Origin of the sequence: Flavobacterium sp. W20_MBD1_R3, from assembly GCF_052119725.1 — a bacterium.
In the GTDB taxonomy this organism is placed as follows: domain Bacteria; phylum Bacteroidota; class Bacteroidia; order Flavobacteriales; family Flavobacteriaceae; genus Flavobacterium.
In genome coordinates, this window is sequence record NZ_JBGQOR010000001.1 from 314,262 (window position 1) to 332,590 (window position 18,329).

The window sequence follows — 18,329 nt, forward strand, 5'->3', positions numbered from 1 at the left end:
AAATTGTTCATTTTTAAACACTAATTAAGTCAAATTAAACTATTTCTAAAAGTGAAAACAATTTAAAGTAGTGCTGAAATTAGTGTTTCAAACAGCTTTTTAGGATCGTAACCGGATGCAAGGCTTTTCTGCTCGTACCGTCAAAAATCTGATGACGACAACTCGTTCCGGCTGCTGCAATAGCGACTGTTGGCTCTGTGGCTCTAATTTTAGGGAACAACGTATCTTCGCCCATTTGCATACTGATTTCGTAATGTTCTTTTTCATATCCAAAAGAACCCGCCATACCACAACAACCCGAATTATAAATGGTAACCGAACTATTTTTGGGAACATTCAACATTGCAAAAGTTGCTTCCATCGTACTCAATGACTTTTGGTGACAATGTCCATGAATTTTTATGGTTTTGGCCACATCTGAAAATTGTTCTGCACAAATTTTGCCCGCAGCAATCTCATTTTTAAAAAACTCTTCAATGGTAAAGACATTTTTGGCTAATTTTTCGGCACCTTCTTTATCGTCTGCCAATCGAATATATTCATCTCTAAAGGTCAATATCGCCGAAGGTTCAATTCCTATCAACGGAAAATCAGCAGTAATATAATCTGAAAAAACATCCACATTTGTATTGGCGATTGCTTTGGCTTCTTCCAGAAAACCCTTAGAAATAAAAGCTCTTCCGCTTTCTTCATGATCTACCATAATCACTTCATATCCTAATGCTGTCAATAATTCATACGCATCGATTCCCACCGAAACATCATAGAAATTGGTGAATTCATCGCAAAACAAACATACTTTTCCATTCATAAAAGAATCACTTGGGGCTTGGTTCCAATTTTTCTCATACCATTTTCTAAAAGTTTGCGGAGCTAAAAGTGGCACTTCCCTTTTAGAAGCAATTCCCATGGTTTTTTTTACCAAAGGCAAGTTCACCATAAAATTCGTAAACTTTGGTGTGATACTGCCCAATCCGTTCAATTTCGCATTAAAAGCAAATATTTTATTACGCCATGAAAATCCATTTGCTTTTTGATAGTGATACAAAAACTCTGATTTCAAAGCCGCTACATCTACATTACTGGGACATTCGCTGGCACAAGCCTTGCAGCTTACACACAATTCAAATACCTTATATAATTCTTCATGATTAAATTTATTGTCTTTCTCTGAATGTGTCAGATATTCTCGTAGTGCATTAGCTCTAGCACGCGTCGTATCTTTTTCATTTCTAGTAGCGCGATAGCTGGGACATAAAGTTCCGCCAGCCGAAGGTAATTTTCTGCAGTCGCCAGAACCATTGCATTTTTCTGCAGCACGTAAAATTCCCATACTGTCGGAGAAATCCTGAATCGTTTGTATTTCCGGTTCCAATCTGCCCGCTTCCACCCGAAGGTTTTCGTCCATTTTGAAAGCGTTTACAATTTTTCCCACATTCAAAATGGTATCAGGATCAAAAGCAAGTTTAATTCTTTTTAGTAATTCATAATTCTTTTCTCCTATCATAAAAGGTAAAAACTCACCACGAACAATACCATCTCCATGTTCCCCGCTCAAGGAACCTCTGTATTTCTTCACTAAAGCAGCTACTTCGGTTGCAATGTTTCGAAATTGGTGTATCCCTTCCTTTGTTTTTAGATTCAAAACAGGACGCAAATGCAATTCTCCTGCGCCAGCATGCGCATAATAAATAGCGCTTTGTCCGTGACGCTCCATCATTACTGAGAATTCGGCAATATAATTTGGTAAATCACTCAATTCGACAGCGGTATCTTCAATAGAATCAGCTGCTTTATTATCACCTACGATGCTGCCTAAAAGTCCGAGACCTGCTTTTCGCAACTCATTTATTTTATCAATATCTGCTCCATAAATTTTTGGCAAAGCATATCCAAAATTATTATTTTCCAAATCTGCAATCAGATCATTCGCTTGCGCTTCGGCGTCTTCCATACTATTATACGAAGCTACTTCGAGCATGATAACCGCTTTTGGTTCTCCTTGAATAAAAAATCTATTTTTAGCTTGTTCTCTATTAGTTTTGGTACAATCCAATATCGTGTCATCCATCATTTCACAGGTATACAAATGATGTTTCATCGCGATAACAACAGCTTCTAAACTTTCCTGAATAGTATGAAAATGGGCCACTACCATCACATTATTTGTTGGTGGCAATTCATCTGCTTTCAGTGTAATTTCTGTAGTAAAAGCCAGTGTTCCTTCGCTTCCGCAAAGGAGTTTACCAAGATTTATAGTGTTTTCTGTGCCGCCAAAAAGGTCTGATTTCAATAATATGTCTATTGCGTAACCGGTATTTCGTCTGTGAATTTTAGGTTTTGGAAATTCCTTGATAATCTCTTTTTGGTTTTCTCTATTCGAAAGTTCCTCATAAATCGTTTTGTAAATAGAGTTTTCGAGCGTGTTTCCTTTGGTTTTTTCAATGAATTCAGCCGAAGTCATTGCTTTGAATACCGCTTCACTTCCATCACTTAAAATTGCTTTAATTTCTACTATTTTATCTCGGGTAACTCCGTATCGAATTGATGTGGTTCCCGATGAATTATTACCTACCATTCCTCCTATCATGCAGCGATTTGAGGTCGACGTATTGGGTCCAAAAAATAATCCGTGTGGTTTTAAATATAAATTCAGTTCATCCCGAATTACTCCTGGCTCGACGGTAATTGTTTTTTTCTCCTTATCAAAAGAGAGAATCTTTGTGAAATGTTTAGAAACGTCCACAATTATTCCATTTCCAACTGTTTGACCAGCCAGTGATGTTCCGGCAGTTCTGGGCGTAATTGAAATTTTATTTTTTGCTGCAAAGCGGATAATTTTAACAATATCATCCTTTGATTTTGGAATCGCTACAGCAACTGGCATAATTCGGTACGCAGAAGCATCTGTAGCATAAAGTGTTTTATTAAGATCGTCATATAAAAGACTGCCTTCTAATGATTGAGCTAACTCTTGTAATTGAAGCGTAATTGACATGTAGTGGAGTAAATTGCTGTTATTTTCACAAATATAAAAATATACCGTATTATAAAGTGAAAAATCGAATAAGAAAAAATCAAAAAGATCCAGTCAAATTTAAATACATTAAAAACAATATTTTTCAACGCTTTAGAAAAATTTGGCAAAGAAATTGAGCTGCTAAAAAAAGTCGAATTTTAAAACCATTTTAGCAGATAAATTTCACTAAAAAAACTATTTTTGAATACTTTATAAACAATACTCTAATGAAAAATTACAAGCACGCTCTTTTGCTTATTACGTTTCTTTTATTTTCTTTTTGGAATGGTACTGCACAAGCATTGGCTACCAATCCAAAAAATGAATTTAGAGCCGTTTGGATTGCTACCGTAGTAAATATTGACTGGCCAAAAACCAGTACTGATAATGTTGCCAAACAAAAAGCAGACTATATTGAGATTTTAGAGGCCTATAAAAAACTAAACTACAATGCCGTAATTGTTCAAATTAGAAGTGTAGGAGATGCTTTTTATCCAACAAAATTAGCGCCTTGGTCCCGATTTTTGACCGGGAAAGAAGGACAAGCCCCAAAACCTTATTTTGATACATTAGCGTGGATGATTGCTGAAACCCATGCGCGAGGTTTTGAATTTCATGCCTGGATGAATCCATACCGCGCCACGATGGACTACAATACTTCTCTTTTGAGTCCAGAACATGATTATTTTAAATATCCGGAATGGATGATTAAATATGGTGGAAAATATTATTACAATCCGGCCTTGCCTGAAGTTCAAAGTCATTTGACAGCTATTGTTGAAGAAGTCGTTGCAAATTATGATATTGATGCCATCCATTTTGACGATTATTTTTATCCTTATAAAATAAAAGGAGAATTATTTGATGATACTGAATCTTTCAAACAATATGGAAACGGACTGGGTTTGGCTGATTGGAGACGTAAAAATGTGAATGATTTTGTAAAAAGTGTTTCAATATCGATCAAAAACATCAAACCGTGGGTACAATTTGGTATTAGCCCGTTTGGCGTCTGGAGAAATAAATCAGTAGATCCAAGAGGTTCAGAAACGGAATCAGGGCAAACTAATTATGATGATTTATTTGCTGATCCTTTAGCATGGATGGAAAACAAATGGATTGATTACCTCGTTCCACAGTTATATTGGAGTATGGATCATCCTAAAGCTTCTTATTCTAAATTGTTGCGTTGGTGGTCAGAGAACTCAACGAATACGGCCATCTATATTGGTAACGGAACCTATAAAATCAATACTGACTCTGACAAAAGGTGGAATAATCCATATGAAATCCCAAATCAAATAGATATAACCCGATCCTACAAAAACATTCAGGGAAATGCTTTTTTTAGTGCCAAGTCATTTTTGAATAAAAATCAAAGTGTGACTCGATTACTGGAAAACAACCAATACAAATATCCGGCACTTCCCTATGTTGTTCCAAATTTCGTCAAGCAAGTACAAGTGGTTCCAAAGGCAAATACACTAGTCAAAAATGCTTTATCATCAAGTTTTAATGTAGACTATCCTGAAAATAGCCAAGTGCGTTATGTAATGGTTTACGGATCGACACTTAAAACACAAATTGATGTGAATGATCCGAGTCAAATCATCAACAAAATTGCTTTCAACGAGAAAAATCCGATTGAGATAGTAATTCCGACCTATAAATTAGATAAAAATAATTCCTGCGCCATTACATTCATCGATTTTTATGGCAATGAAAGTGAAGCCACTTTTGTCAACTTTACGCTATAATTTTAATTGAATATAATTTGCCTTAAATGAAAACAGACAATAAACCTTGGTATTGGATTCCCGTTTTAAACTTTGCTTCCGGATTGCCTTATGCTATTATTATTTCGGTTTCGGTGATTATGTATAAAAACCTAGGAATCAACAATGAGGATATTGGGATTTATACCAGCTTACTGTATTTACCTTGGGTAATAAAACCATTATGGAGCCCATTTATTGATCTCTATTCAACTAAAAGAAAATGGTTTTTAAGCATGCAATTGCTAATTGCTGTTGCTTTTTTACTTGTGGGTTTAACGATTCCTTTGAGTAATTTTTTCGTGGTCAGTTTAGCCGTTTTTTGGGTTGCCGCATTTGCATCTGCGTCGAATGATGTAGCAAGTGATGGCTTTTACATGTTGGCTTTAGAGAAAGAGCAACAATCTTTTTTCCTTGGCATTAGAAGTACATTTTACCGACTTTCCCTGCTTACCGGAAACGGACTAATCGTGGTCATTGCCGGTTATCTGGAACAAGAATATGGCGATAAACAAAAAGCGTGGTCCTACACGATGGTTGTTGTGGGATTGATTATGACTGTAATCACCATTTATAATTATTTTTCTACTCCAAAAATAGAAGCAAAAATTGCAGAGGCAAAAGCAGAATCGGTGCCAAATAAAAGCTTTGGAGTTGTTTTTGCTACTTTTTTTCAAAAGAAGCAAATTGGTTTAGTTTTAGCTTTCATTCTATTATTTAGATTAGGAGAATCACAGTTATTAAAAATGCTGACTCCTTTTTTGATTGATCCTGTAACTGCTGGCGGCATGGGCTTAACCACGCAGGATGTTGGCGTTATATATGGGTCTTTTGGCGTTATTTCACTGACTGTTGGTGGGATTTTAGGTGGTATTGTCATTTCCAGAGATGGATTAGGAAAATGGATGTTACCCATGATTTTAGCCATGCACTTGCCTATTATAGGATTCATATTATTGTCCCATTTTCATCCTGGCTCCGTTTTCTATATTTACGCAACGGTAATTGCAGAACAATTTGGCTACGGTTTTGGTTTTGCCGCTTTCATGATGTATTTGATTTATGTGGCTGACGGAGAATCAAAAACCTCCCACTATTCTATTGCAACCGGATTTATGGCTTTAGGAATGATGCTTCCGGGAATGTTGAGCGGATTTATTCAAGAATATTTGGGCTATGGTAATTTCTTTATTTGGGTGTTTTTAGCAACCATCCCAGGATTAATTTTATCGCGATTCTTAATTTTTCCTGCCAATTATGGAAAGAAAACCGAACAAAAAGAAACAAAATAGTTTTTTTTATCACATAAGTCATATGAGCACGACTACTCTAACACGGCTTTTTTTTGTAAATACCCAAATGAAATATTTTATTTTTTAGAATTTGACTTACATGACTTATCTGTTTAAAATTAAAATCACATTCATTTCAAAATGACATTAGAACAAAAAATAGGACAATTTTTCTTCCCAGCTGTTTTCATCAATGATACCGAGGAAAATATTCAGGCTACAGAACGATTAATCAAATATCACAATATAGGCGGATTGACTTTTTTTCACAGCCGAGCCAGCGCTGCTACAAATTATGAAACTAAGAAAAAGATAGTCTTGAATGATGATAGTTATCAACGTTTGAAGGAACTTATCATCAGGTATCAAAAGTGTGCTACGACTCCATTATTGATGAGTATTGATGCTGAATGGGGATTGGCCATGCGTGTCGAGAAAACACCGCAATATCCGTATGCGATTACCCTTGGCGCTTTACCTGACAGTGAAAAACATTTAGTTTACGAGGTTGGAAAACAAATAGGTTTGGACTTAAAATCCGTGGGGATTCATTATAATTTGGCACCATTAGCCGATATTAATAATAACCCTAATAATCCCGTAATTGGCTATCGTTCTTTTGGTCAAAATAAAGAAAAAGTCGCTGATTTTGCATTGGAATATCTAAAGGGAATGAATGATGTTGGGATTTTAGGCTGTCTTAAACATTTTCCCGGACACGGAAATACCAATGTCGATTCGCATTTAGGATTACCGGTTTTAAAAGAAACGCTAGAGGAGTTATTAGCGAATGAATTGGTTCCATTTATAAAAGGAATTGAGAACAATGTCGATTCGATTATGATTGGTCATTTAGCTGTTCCCGCTTTAAATGAAGGAAAAAATACTTCGGCAACGTTATCAAAATTAGTTATAGAAACGCTTTTGCGAAAGCAATTGGGCTATGATGGTTTAGTAATTTCGGATGCTTTGAATATGCACAGTGTTTCTAAGTTATACGACAAAAAAGGGCAACTGGAATGGGAAGCTTTTAATGCCGGAAATGATGTGTTGTGCTTTGCCGAAAACGTACCAGAAGGCATTCAAGAAATCCTAAAAAACGCAAATCCGGAGCGAATAGAAGCCAGTTTTCAACGCATCTGGAAATGCAAACAAAAAGCAGGAATTACAAATGGAAAACTGAATTTGCCAAATCTTTCCGACCGTGATTTTGATTTTGAAACCACTTCTAAATTAAATACAAAAATTGCTCAAAACTGCATTACAAAAGTAAAAGACAATCAAAATACTATTGCCATTTTTGATGCAAAAAAAAGAGCAAAACTAGCTAAAATAAGTATTTATAAAAACACTGAAAATTCATTTTTTAAAAGTTTGTCCCCCGCTTTGACTTCTCCTGAATTTTGTTTTGAAACCGGAGGTGATTTAATATTCAATGAACTAGATCGAGCCCTTGTTGATTTTGATACTATTCTTATTGCTTTATTTGTTACAAAAGCAAAACCAATGAACAATTTTGACATTGAAGATGCCATATTGAAGTATTTAGAAAGATTATTTGTTTCAAAAAAATGTTTTTTATACGTCTTTGGCAACCCATACGCATTACAGGTAATTCCTAACTTAAGCGCTACTGCAGGAATCGTTCAAGTGTATCAGAATTTTAAAGAGTTTCAGGAAACGGCAGCACATCAATTGCTGGAAAATATGAAATGCAAAGGAGCTCTTCCTGTGCATATTACGACAATTTAAATGGAATTTACGTATAATTTTATTTTTCTGTTAGCTATCGCTTCTAACGATAATAAAAGCCCAAAACAAATTCGGAAATATCTTGAATATCAATCGGTTTAATTAAAAAATATTGGTGGTAAAATCGACAGAAAATCAAAACTGATCCAGAAATTCCTTTAGGATACAAGGCTATTTTTTATCTATATTGCACACTCAAACCCTTAAAAATGGATGTGAAAATCAACAAAAATAAAGAATTATCAATAGGAGAAGCGTTGATTCCTGTTGTTGCGCTTATCATTCTGTTAGGTTTTAATGTGTATGTTTATGGTGATGATGCTTTAAGCGGGAGCAATCAATTTGTACTGCTACTGGGAGGAGCTGTTGCTGCAATTGTTGGTTTTTTTAATAAGGTTACGTATCAAAAAATGATTGATGAAGTGGCCGAGAATATCAAATCAACCGTAGGAGCAATTCTGATCTTACTTATGGTTGGCGCATTGGCTGGAACTTGGTTGGTTAGCGGGATCATACCGTCAATGATTTATTATGGTTTACAAATTTTGAGCCCAGCCGTATTTTTGCCAGCGACATTATTAATTTGTTCTATAATTTCTATTGCTACCGGAAGTTCTTGGACTACAAGTGCAACGGTAGGTATTGCATTAATCGGTGTTGGTGGGGCATTGGGTTTTGATCTAGGAATGGTGGCAGGAGCCGTAATCTCAGGAGCCTATTTTGGAGACAAATTATCGCCCATGTCAGACACGACTAACCTTGCTCCTGCTATGGCTGGTACAGATTTGTTTACACACATCAGATACATGACCTTGACAACAATTCCTACCTACATCATTACATTACTTTTGTTTATTATTCTGGGATTAACAGTTGATATTAAAGGCGATGTAGATATAAAAACACTGTTGACTGATATTGAAAGTTCGTTTACCATTTCTGGATGGTTATTTTTAGTTCCAATAATTGTTATTGGATTAATCATCAAGAAAACAGAGCCGTTGATTGCTCTTTTAGCTGGGACGCTCTTGGCTGCAATATTTGCAATTTTATTTCAACCGCACATTATAAATCAAATTGCCGGTGTTGATAACATGACGATACAATCCGGCTACAAAGGAATTATGGACGCGATTACTACAACCGTTAGCATTCCTACATCAAATAAAACCCTTGTAGACTTGTTTACTTCAGGAGGGATGCAAAAAATGCTGGGAACCATCTGGTTGATTATTTGTGCAATGGTTTTTGGCGGAGTTATGGATGCAATTGGTGCTTTAGCCACAATCAGTAAAGCACTTTTAAAATTAGCCCATACTACTTTTGGATTATTTGCGTCGACTGTAGGAAGTTGTTTAGCGCTAAATATTACTGCTTCAGATCAATATTTAGCTATTGTTGTTCCCGGTAAAATGTTTGCAAAAGCATACAAAAATAAAGGTTTAGCTCCTGAAAATTTAAGTAGAACATTAGAAGATTCCGGAACGGTAACCTCTGTTTTAATTCCTTGGAATACTTGTGGAGCCTACCAATCAGGAACTTTAGGTGTGACAACATTAGATTACCTGCCTTATGCATTTTTTAATATTTTAAGTCCATTTATGACTTTAATCTTTGCTGCCTTTAATATAAAAATTAGGCAATTAGTTGCTAACAAAAATGAAATACCAGTTTAAAACTTAGTTTTATTGTGTCTAAATTTTATTTAAAAAGCGTTTTGGTGTAACTGAAACGCTTTTTGTTTTTATTAAAGGAATTAGAATAACTATAAATTATAACTTCATAGTAAAATATAATTAAAAGCAGCTTCTAAAAGTCGAGATTCGAACTACTTTTGCAGCATCAAATAAAAACATCAAAAACAAAAAATCATGTCATTAGTAGGAAAAAAATTCCCGAATATTGCCGTTGACGCAATGTCAGAAATGGGAGACAATTTAAAAATAAATATTTTAGAAGAGGCTACAAAAAACAATAAAAAAGTACTTTTGTTCTGGTATCCAAAAGACTTTACTTTTGTATGTCCAACAGAATTACATGCTTTTCAGGCTGCATTGCCAGAATTTTCAAAACGCAATACAATAGTAATTGGTGCATCTTGTGACACAAACGAAGTGCATTTTGCTTGGTTAAATACTCCTAAAGATAACGGAGGAATTGAAGGGGTTACCTATCCAATTCTAGCTGATACTAACAGAAACTTATCTAACATTCTTGGAATTCTTGATATTGATTCAACTAGTTACAGCGACGATACCGATTCAATAATTGTTGAGGGATCTAATGTAACATACAGAGCTACTTATTTAATTGATGAAGAAGGAAGAATTTTCCACGAAAGTGTAAATGACATGCCTTTAGGAAGAAATGTAGATGAATATTTGCGTTTAGTTGATGCTTTTACACACTTTCAACAAAAAGGTGAAGTTTGTCCAGCAAATTGGGAAGAAGGAAAAGAAGCTATGACAGCTACAAGAGAAGGTGTTGCATCCTACTTGAGTAACTAAAGATCAAATTATTGTTCAATTCAATGGCAAAATAATTACACTTTAAAATTAAGATTGCCATTTAATCTTTAAAAAAAAGAAATATGTTAATCGATTTAACCGAAGATACGTTACAAGATTTAGTTTCAAAAAACGAAAAAGTAGTAGTTCAATTTTCTGCATCTTGGTGTGGAAATTGCAGAATCATGAAGCCAAAATTCAAAAAAATGGCCACTGAAAATGAAGCAATTACTTTTGTTTTTGTAGATGCTGAAAATTCACCTGAATCCAGAAAACTGGCTAATGTTTCTAATTTACCAACATTTGCTACCTTTGTGGGAGGAAAATTATTGAACGAAACACAAACCAATAAGGCAGATGTTTTAGCCGAACTAGTTAGTGAAATTTCTGCAAACTAAATGTTATGAAACTACCCGTAATAAAACATTTAACTCACTTTATTGAGGAAAATGATCAGGATTATGTGATTGAAACTATTGAAGTTTTAGAAGCCTTGACAGAACTATCTTCGTTAAAAGATGAAGAACTAGATGTAATTGCTGAATTGATATCAAATATGTACGGCGCAATTGAAGTTCATAAAATGATTCAAAACGGAACCGATAAAAAAGAAGCTTTAAACGCATTTATGAAACGCGTTTTAGGATCTATTGATAAGTAAATTCAATTCACACACTTTAGAAACGCTCATGATCCAAATAAAATTTGGTCTGAGCGTTTTTTTTATTTAAAATTATTAGGATGGATTTTCTAATTTCCTGATCAAAATCTTATGTCTTAAAACCTAATTCTTAAATAATTTTCATACTTTTGAGCCACATTAAAAAACAAGCATTATGGCAACAATTACATTAGGCGGAAATCCAATACACACTACTGGAGAATTACCAGAAATAGGAACTAAAATAACTGATTTTAAATTAATAAAAACAGATCTATCTGTAGCTACACTTCATGATTTTGCTGGAAAGAAACTAGTTTTAAATATTTTTCCAAGTATAGATACAGGAACATGCGCTGCATCAGTGAGACATTTTAATGAGCGTGCGAGTGCTTTAGAGAACACAACTGTTTTATGTATTTCGAGAGATTTACCATTTGCACAAAAGCGTTTTTGTGGTGCTGAAGGACTAGATAATGTGATCAATTTATCTGATTTTCAAAGTGGCGATTTTGGTAAAACAAATGGTTTAGAAATGACGGACGGTCCATTAGTTGGATTGCATTCCAGAGTAGTCATTGTTGTTGACGAAAACGGAATTGTAACCCATACCGAACAAGTTGCTGAAATTGCAAATGAGCCAAATTACGAAGCTGCTTTAGCAGTGCTTTAACATCAGTTTGATGGAATTTCAAAAAGATAACACTTTCTTCACCGGAAGGTTAAAAAGCGTCACTTATGCATTTAAGGGCGCTTTAAAATTAATCAGCACAGAACACAGTATTATGGTCCAGTTTTCGATAGGCATACTGTTGACTATCGCTGGTTTTTATTTTGATATAACAAAAACAGAATGGCTGTTCCAAACCTTTGCAATAGGGCTAGTACTGAGCATTGAGGGATTAAATACGGCTTTAGAAAAAATAGCAGATTTCATTCATCCCAATTATAATGAAAAAATTGGGTTTATTAAAGATATTGCTGCAGGAGCTGTCTTTTTTGCTGCTTTGACGGCAATAACAATCGGTTCAATAATTTACATACCTAAATTCCTGTAAGAATTAGTAAAACAAGAATGGCAAAATCAACAAAAACACCTCCTTTAAATAAAAAAAATAATTCTAAAACTTCGGAAAATAATTCTTGGAAGGTGACTAAACAGCATAAAATTGTTTTTGGATCACTATTAGTATTATTTTCAATTGCTTTACTATTTGCCTTTGTTTCGTTTTATATTTATGGACAAGAAGATCAAAGTGCAGTAAATGCCTTAACGAATCGCGAGGAAATCGTTCAAAATTGGTTAGGAAAATTTGGTGCTTTTTTAGCAGATCTATTAATTTACAATGGTTTTGGACTTGCTGCATTTATATTTGTCCGATTATTTTTGTTGACGGGAATTTATATGATCGTAGGTCTCTCCTTAAGGAAACTAAAAAATATTTGGTTTTGGGATTTATTTGTGTGTATCGTTTTATCGGTATTATTTGGTTTTTTTGCTACATCAGCACCCGAATTAGGCGGCGTAATTGGCTATGAATTGAATTCTTTTTTACAAGATTATATTGGTAAAACGGGAACTTTATTAATTTTAGTTTTTGGATTAATTATCTATTTAATTTTTAAACTTAAAATTTCGCCTGAAAAAATTCAATCTTTTTTTAATCAAACAAAACAGGAAATAAAGACTGATTTAGCAACAAGCAGTCTTATAAAAAACGAGAAAGGCGGATATAATTTAGAAGAATTTGCTGTAACCGAAGAAGAGGACAGCATTCACTTGAAAATAAATGGCAGCCAATTTGAAATTAATAAAGAAGCGTTAAAACCAACTATAAATAGTGCATCGAACATTAATCGGGAACCGATAAATAAACCTCTTGCTATGGAAATCACTCCAATAGTTCCTCCAGAGATCGTTGCTCCCGTTGATACTTTTGTTATTGAAACGGCACCAGAAGAGGATATTATAGAAGAAAATTTAGCTTCTCGTTTGGTGGCTGATTTTGGTTTATTTGATCCAACTTTAGATTTATCTAACTATAAATTCCCTACAATCGATCTGTTGAAGGAATATTCAACCGGAGGAATCACCATTAATCAGGAAGAATTAGAAGAAAATAAAAACAGAATTGTTGATACGCTTCGCAATTATAAAATAGAAATTGCACAGATAAAAGCTACTGTAGGACCATCCGTTACATTATATGAAATTGTACCAGAAGCTGGAATTAGAATCTCAAAAATAAAAAGTTTAGAAGATGACATTGCGTTGTCACTTTCTGCTTTAGGAATACGGATCATCGCTCCTATTCCAGGGAAAGGTACAATAGGAATTGAAGTTCCTAATAAGAACCCAACAATGGTTTCAATGAAAAGTGTTATTGGTTCTGCTAAATTTCAAGAAGCTGAAATGGAATTACCAATTGCTCTTGGAAAAACAATTTCGAACGAGACTTTTGTAGTTGATTTGGCCAAAATGCCTCACTTATTAATGGCTGGCGCTACTGGTCAAGGAAAATCTGTTGGTTTAAATGCGGTTCTAACATCACTATTATATAAAAAACATCCTGCAGAAGTTAAATTTGTTCTGGTAGACCCTAAGAAAGTAGAGTTAACACTTTTTAATAAAATTGAAAGACATTACTTAGCAAAACTTCCTGATATGGATGATGCCATCATTACTGATAATGCAAAAGTAGTCAATACGTTGAATTCGCTTTGCGTAGAAATGGATAATCGTTATACTTTGCTCAAAGATGCGATGGTGCGTAATATCAAAGAATACAACGATAAATTTAAAGCGCGAAAATTAAATCCTGAAAATGGACACCGATTTTTACCGTATATCGTATTAGTTGTCGATGAGTTTGCCGATTTGATTATGACAGCAGGAAAGGAAGTTGAAGTTCCTATTGCACGATTGGCACAGCTTGCGCGCGCAATTGGAATTCATTTGATTATAGCCACACAAAGACCCTCTGTAAATGTAATTACGGGTTTGATAAAAGCTAATTTTCCTGCTCGAATTGCTTTTAGAGTTACCTCAAAAATTGATTCCAGAACCATTCTTGACACGCAAGGTGCAGATCAATTGATAGGTCGTGGCGACATGCTTTACACCAATGGAAATGACGTAGTGCGGGTACAATGTGCCTTTATAGACACACCTGAAGTGGAAAAAATCACAGAGTTCATTGGAGCACAAAAAGCATACGCTACCGCTTATTTACTCCCAGAATTCGTTGGTGAGGAAAGTGGCATTAATCTTGATATAAACATATCTGATAGAGATACTTTGTTTAGAGAAGCCGCCGAAATAATAGTTAATGCACAACAAGGCTCAGCATCGTTACTACAAAGAAAACTAAAACTGGGTTATAACAGAGCAGGCCGTTTGATAGATCAACTGGAAGCTGCGGGAATCGTGGGCCCTTTTGAAGGAAGTAAAGCCCGCAGTGTAAACATTCTAGATATGAGTTCTCTTGATCAATTTTTCAACAATGAACAAAATAATTAACAACATGAAATCAAAGATTCAAAACTCAAGTAAAAGCAAAGAAATGAAGGAATTCAAAAAAAGCAATTTAAAAAACTTGAGTAAAAGACTTATTCTTTTAGCCACTTTAATGTTCTTTAGTTTTGCCGTACAAGCTCAGGACAGAAAGGCAAAAGATCTTTTAGACCAAGTTACTGCAAAAGTAAAAAGCTACAATACAATAATAATTGACTTTAAATATTCTTTAAATAACTCAAAAGAAAACATTAACCAAGAAAGCAAAGGTAATGTTACGATGAAAGGAAACCAGTATGTTTTAAATTTTATGGGAGTCACTAAAATTTATGACGGAAAGAAAAACTACACTATTGTTCCAGAAGATGAAGAAATCACCATTTCAACAGTTAATGATCAAGATGACAATGCGATCACTCCTTCAAAAATGCTAACCTTTTTTAATCGCGGTTATAAATACTCAATGGATGTTTTGCAGAATGTCAGAGGTCGCAAAATTCAGTATATAAAATTGATTCCGTTGAACACAAAAGACCAAAGGAAAGAAATATTATTAGGGATCGATGTACAAACAAAACATATTTATAATTTAATTGAAATAGGTAAAAAAGGTACAAAAACAACTTTAACGGTGAATTCTTTTAAAACCAACCAACCTTTGTCAAAAAATCAATTTACATTTGCAAGTAGTAAATATCCAAATTACTACATCAACAAATTAGATTAATTTATTAGGTGAAAATTCTTGACAAATACTTATTAAAAACTTTCCTGACTACATTTACCACGGTATTTGTCATCTTATTTTTTATATTTATACTTCAAACGGTTTGGTTATTCATAGCCGAACTAGCAGGTAAAGACTTAGATTTACTGATGATCATAAAATTTCTGGCATTTTCAATGCCGCGAATTGTACCATTGGTATTACCACTTTCAATTTTGTTATCTTCCATAATGACCTTTGGCAATTTAGCCGAAAATTATGAATTTGCTGCGATGAAATCATCAGGCATTTCGTTGCAAAGGGCTATGAGAAGTTTGACGGTATTCATTGTTTTGTTAAGTATTGTTGCATTTCTTTTTTCAAATAATGTTATTCCTTACGCGGAGTACAAATTTATCAATTTCAGAAAAAATATTGCTCAAGTAAAACCTGCTTTAGCCATAACTGAAGGACAATTTAGCGATGTAGGTTTTTATAATATTAAAGTAAATAAAAAAACGGGTGATAACGGCAACATTCTCACCGGTGTGACTATTCATAAAAAATCAAATGTTGGTGACGGAAGCAAAACGGTAATCACAGCTAAAGATGGAGAATTAATAAGTAGTGAGAAATCTAGTATTTTGCAATTAGTGTTGAATGATGGAAACTACTATGAAGATATTGTTCCTAAAAAATATGAGGATCGAAATAAAATGCCTTTCATAAAAAGTTCTTTTAAAAAACATATTATCAACATTGATTTATCAGAATTAAACAATGTAGATGTTAATGATGAAAGCGTAGCAAATACCAATACAATGTTGACTGTAAATGAATTAAATTATACGTTAGATTCTTTAAACAAAAATTTAAAAAATGATATTATTTCGTTTTCGGAAAACAGTAATTCCCGAATAAGAATTCCTGTTAGCAACAAAAAAGACCTAAAAAAGGGGAAATCACTTCCAAAAGATATTTTATCTATTTACACAAAATCGGAACAAATAGAAATATTGAAAATTGCTAGTAGTACAATCAGTAGCACTATTTATGCGATAGATACAACTGAAATAGAATTAAAAAATAAGCAAAAAAACATAAACAATCACTTATTAGCTTTTTACGATAAATTTGTCATTGTTTTTGCCTGTTTTCTAATGTTTTTCATAGGAGCCCCTTTAGGTGCTATTATTAGAAAAGGAGGATTAGGATTGCCAATTGTTTTTGCTATTTTAATTTTCATAACCTTTCACTTTATAAACACTTTTGGTAAAAGAATTGCTCAGGAAAATGGAATGACACCGTTTTTAGGAGCTTGGTTATCCTCAATACTATTAACGCCACTAGCAATTATACTAACATATAGAGCAACAAATGACATTGGATTAATAAATATTGATGTTATTTTGGCTCCATTTCAAAAGATATTTAAAAAAATATTTCCACCACAAAATTAATTGTACAAATGAATATAAATAATATACAACTCAACACAATAGAAGAAGCTATAGAAGATATTCGTCAGGGTAAAATTATTATCGTTGTTGATGATGAAGGTCGTGAAAACGAGGGTGATTTTTTGGCTGCAGCCGAAAAAGTAACCCCTGAAATGATAAATTTTATGGCTACACATGGTCGGGGATTAATTTGCGCGCCTCTAACAGAAAGCCGTTGCAAAGAATTGGGATTACACGTTATGGTTACTAATAATACGGATCCAATGGAAACTGCTTTCACAGTTTCAGTAGATTTAAGAGGATATGGCGTGACAACAGGAATTTCTGCAGCTGATAGAGCAAAAACCGTTTTATCATTGACTAATCCTGAAACCAAGCCGCATGATTTAGCCAGACCGGGACATATATTCCCATTAATTGCTAAGCAAGGAGGCGTTTTGAGAAGAACTGGACATACAGAGGCCGCCATAGATTTTGCGCGATTAGCGGGTTTCAAATCAGCTGGTGTTATTGTAGAAATCATGAATGAGGATGGATCCATGGCGCGCTTGCCTGAATTAATAAAAGTTGCTAATAAATTTGATTTAAAATTAGTTTCGATTGAAGATCTTGTAGCTTATAGAATGCAGCACGATAGTCTAATTATCAAGAAAGATGATTTTGATATTCAAACTCGTTTTGGCACTTTTCGTTTAAGAGCTTATCAGCAAACCACCAACAAACAAATTCATATTGCATTAACAAAAGGAACTTGGAATTTAGGAGAAGCTGTTTTAACAAGAATACATTCTTCACAAGTTAATAATGATCTGTTAGGTACTTTGACGGACAATGCTGACCAGCAACTTGATGATATGTTCAAGGTGATTAACGAACAAGGAAAAGGTGCTATTGTATTTATCAATCAAGACATGCAATCTGTTAATTTATTGAATCGCCTTGCAGAGCTTAAAATTTTACAGGCTGAAGGAGAAATAAAAGCACCAAAAATCAAAATTGACAGTAAAGATTTTGGAATCGGAGCGCAAATACTTCACGATATAGATATTTCAAAAATACGATTAGTGTCTAATACGGAACCGGGAAAACGAGTAGGAATGATTGGTTACGGCCTAGAAATAACAGAATACGTCAGTTATTAATTTTTTTTATCTTATTTATTAAATTAAAAACGATGCTAAAGCTAAGAAAATGAAACCTTTAAAAACCACTTCTAAAAATAGATACTTTTTTTCTAAAAATACATTTGTATAACCAAAAAAGGTTCTTATATTTGCACTCGCAATCAGGTAATGAAAGCAACAGACTGGAGAAATGGCAGAGCGGTCGAATGCGGCAGTCTTGAAAACTGTTGACTGTAACAGGTCCGGGGGTTCGAATCCCTCTTTCTCCGCCGGTAGAAATACAAAACGAAGCAAACCCCTCTAAATCTTATGATTTAGGGGGGTTTTTTCATTTACGGTATATCAAATTATTCATTAAATCTCAAAACTTAGGTGTCTTTTGAGGTGTCACTAGAAAATTAAAACTTTTAGTGACACCTCTCAAAAAAAAGACATATTCCGCTACTGTTCATTCATTAAACAGGTAGCTGTTCAATCAGATGTTCATAATTTAAACATCTTGCGTGAAACTATTTTAAA

The 18,329-nt window shown here is 34.1% G+C and carries 14 protein-coding genes and 1 tRNA gene; 14 read left to right on the plus strand and 1 reads right to left on the minus strand.

Translation table 11 applies throughout. The features are described 5' to 3' along the window. Positions 1-79: 79 nt before the first annotated feature. Positions 80-2,998: an FAD-binding and (Fe-S)-binding domain-containing protein gene (locus tag ACEN2F_RS01315; protein ID WP_441735051.1), complete on the minus strand. Its 2,919-nt coding sequence runs from the start codon at positions 2,996-2,998 to the stop codon at positions 80-82. A 248-nt stretch (positions 2,999-3,246) separates the two neighbouring features. Here ACEN2F_RS01315 and ACEN2F_RS01320 point away from each other — a divergent pair, with 248 nt between their 5' ends. The 14 genes from ACEN2F_RS01320 to ACEN2F_RS01385 all read left to right on the plus strand — a co-directional run bounded on the left by ACEN2F_RS01320 (position 3,247) and on the right by ACEN2F_RS01385 (position 18,079). Continuing rightward, positions 3,247-4,776 carry a glycoside hydrolase family 10 protein gene (locus tag ACEN2F_RS01320; RefSeq protein WP_441735053.1) on the plus strand — a complete coding sequence of 510 codons (1,530 nt, stop codon included), beginning with the start codon at positions 3,247-3,249 and terminating at the stop codon, positions 4,774-4,776. 26 nt (positions 4,777-4,802) lie between these two features. Then, the gene (locus ACEN2F_RS01325; protein WP_441735056.1) at positions 4,803-6,086 is read left to right on the plus strand and encodes an AmpG family muropeptide MFS transporter; all 1,284 of its coding nucleotides are present in this window, start codon (positions 4,803-4,805) and stop codon (positions 6,084-6,086) included. A gap of 141 nt (positions 6,087-6,227) precedes the next feature. After that, positions 6,228-7,838, plus strand: a complete 1,611-nt coding sequence (locus ACEN2F_RS01330; RefSeq protein WP_441735059.1) for a glycoside hydrolase family 3 protein — start codon at positions 6,228-6,230, stop codon at positions 7,836-7,838. 209 nt (positions 7,839-8,047) lie between these two features. Then, a complete protein-coding gene (gene nhaC, locus ACEN2F_RS01335; protein ID WP_441735061.1) occupies positions 8,048-9,514 on the plus strand; it encodes a Na+/H+ antiporter NhaC in 1,467 nt (488 codons plus the stop codon). A gap of 195 nt (positions 9,515-9,709) precedes the next feature. Beyond that, positions 9,710-10,345 carry a peroxiredoxin gene (locus tag ACEN2F_RS01340; protein ID WP_441735064.1) on the plus strand — a complete coding sequence of 212 codons (636 nt, stop codon included), beginning with the start codon at positions 9,710-9,712 and terminating at the stop codon, positions 10,343-10,345. 83 nt (positions 10,346-10,428) lie between these two features. Beyond that, positions 10,429-10,743 (plus strand): thioredoxin family protein, encoded by a 315-nt coding sequence (locus tag ACEN2F_RS01345; protein ID WP_441735067.1) that lies wholly within the window; start codon positions 10,429-10,431, stop codon positions 10,741-10,743. 5 nt (positions 10,744-10,748) lie between these two features. After that, positions 10,749-11,006, plus strand: a complete 258-nt coding sequence (locus ACEN2F_RS01350) for a DUF6952 family protein (protein ID WP_441735070.1) — start codon at positions 10,749-10,751, stop codon at positions 11,004-11,006. Between the two features lie 175 nt (positions 11,007-11,181). After that, positions 11,182-11,679 (plus strand): thiol peroxidase, encoded by a 498-nt coding sequence (gene tpx / locus ACEN2F_RS01355; RefSeq protein ID WP_441735072.1) that lies wholly within the window; start codon positions 11,182-11,184, stop codon positions 11,677-11,679. A 10-nt stretch (positions 11,680-11,689) separates the two neighbouring features. Then, entirely contained in the window at positions 11,690-12,064 is a 375-nt protein-coding gene (locus ACEN2F_RS01360) for a diacylglycerol kinase (protein WP_441735074.1), read from the plus strand. 17 nt (positions 12,065-12,081) lie between these two features. Continuing rightward, positions 12,082-14,526, plus strand: a complete 2,445-nt coding sequence (locus ACEN2F_RS01365; RefSeq protein ID WP_441735077.1) for a DNA translocase FtsK — start codon at positions 12,082-12,084, stop codon at positions 14,524-14,526. A 109-nt stretch (positions 14,527-14,635) separates the two neighbouring features. Beyond that, positions 14,636-15,247, plus strand: a complete 612-nt coding sequence (locus tag ACEN2F_RS01370) for a LolA family protein (RefSeq protein ID WP_441735927.1) — start codon at positions 14,636-14,638, stop codon at positions 15,245-15,247. Between the two features lie 8 nt (positions 15,248-15,255). After that, complete coding sequence (locus ACEN2F_RS01375; protein WP_441735079.1) at positions 15,256-16,686, plus strand: LptF/LptG family permease; 1,431 nt, start codon at positions 15,256-15,258, stop codon at positions 16,684-16,686. A gap of 8 nt (positions 16,687-16,694) precedes the next feature. Next, positions 16,695-17,828: a 3,4-dihydroxy-2-butanone-4-phosphate synthase gene (gene ribB, locus ACEN2F_RS01380; protein ID WP_441735081.1), complete on the plus strand. Its 1,134-nt coding sequence runs from the start codon at positions 16,695-16,697 to the stop codon at positions 17,826-17,828. Positions 17,829-17,994: 166 nt separating this feature from the next. Next, positions 17,995-18,079 (plus strand) — tRNA-Ser (locus tag ACEN2F_RS01385). Positions 18,080-18,329 lie beyond the last annotated feature (250 nt).

Coding starts and splice junctions, on each gene's coding strand:
- ACEN2F_RS01325 (WP_441735056.1), top strand. CDS start 4,803: ATGAAAACAGACAATAAACCTTGGTATTGGATTCCCGTTTTAAACTTT.
- ACEN2F_RS01340 (WP_441735064.1), top strand. CDS start 9,710: ATGTCATTAGTAGGAAAAAAATTCCCGAATATTGCCGTTGACGCAATG.
- ACEN2F_RS01315 (WP_441735051.1), bottom strand. CDS start 2,998: ATGTCAATTACGCTTCAATTACAAGAGTTAGCTCAATCATTAGAAGGC.
- ACEN2F_RS01360 (WP_441735074.1), top strand. CDS start 11,690: ATGGAATTTCAAAAAGATAACACTTTCTTCACCGGAAGGTTAAAAAGC.
- ACEN2F_RS01370 (WP_441735927.1), top strand. CDS start 14,636: ATGTTCTTTAGTTTTGCCGTACAAGCTCAGGACAGAAAGGCAAAAGAT.
- ACEN2F_RS01350 (WP_441735070.1), top strand. CDS start 10,749: ATGAAACTACCCGTAATAAAACATTTAACTCACTTTATTGAGGAAAAT.
- ACEN2F_RS01365 (WP_441735077.1), top strand. CDS start 12,082: ATGGCAAAATCAACAAAAACACCTCCTTTAAATAAAAAAAATAATTCT.
- ACEN2F_RS01320 (WP_441735053.1), top strand. CDS start 3,247: ATGAAAAATTACAAGCACGCTCTTTTGCTTATTACGTTTCTTTTATTT.
- ACEN2F_RS01345 (WP_441735067.1), top strand. CDS start 10,429: ATGTTAATCGATTTAACCGAAGATACGTTACAAGATTTAGTTTCAAAA.
- ACEN2F_RS01330 (WP_441735059.1), top strand. CDS start 6,228: ATGACATTAGAACAAAAAATAGGACAATTTTTCTTCCCAGCTGTTTTC.
- nhaC (WP_441735061.1), top strand. CDS start 8,048: ATGGATGTGAAAATCAACAAAAATAAAGAATTATCAATAGGAGAAGCG.
- ribB (WP_441735081.1), top strand. CDS start 16,695: ATGAATATAAATAATATACAACTCAACACAATAGAAGAAGCTATAGAA.
- tpx (WP_441735072.1), top strand. CDS start 11,182: ATGGCAACAATTACATTAGGCGGAAATCCAATACACACTACTGGAGAA.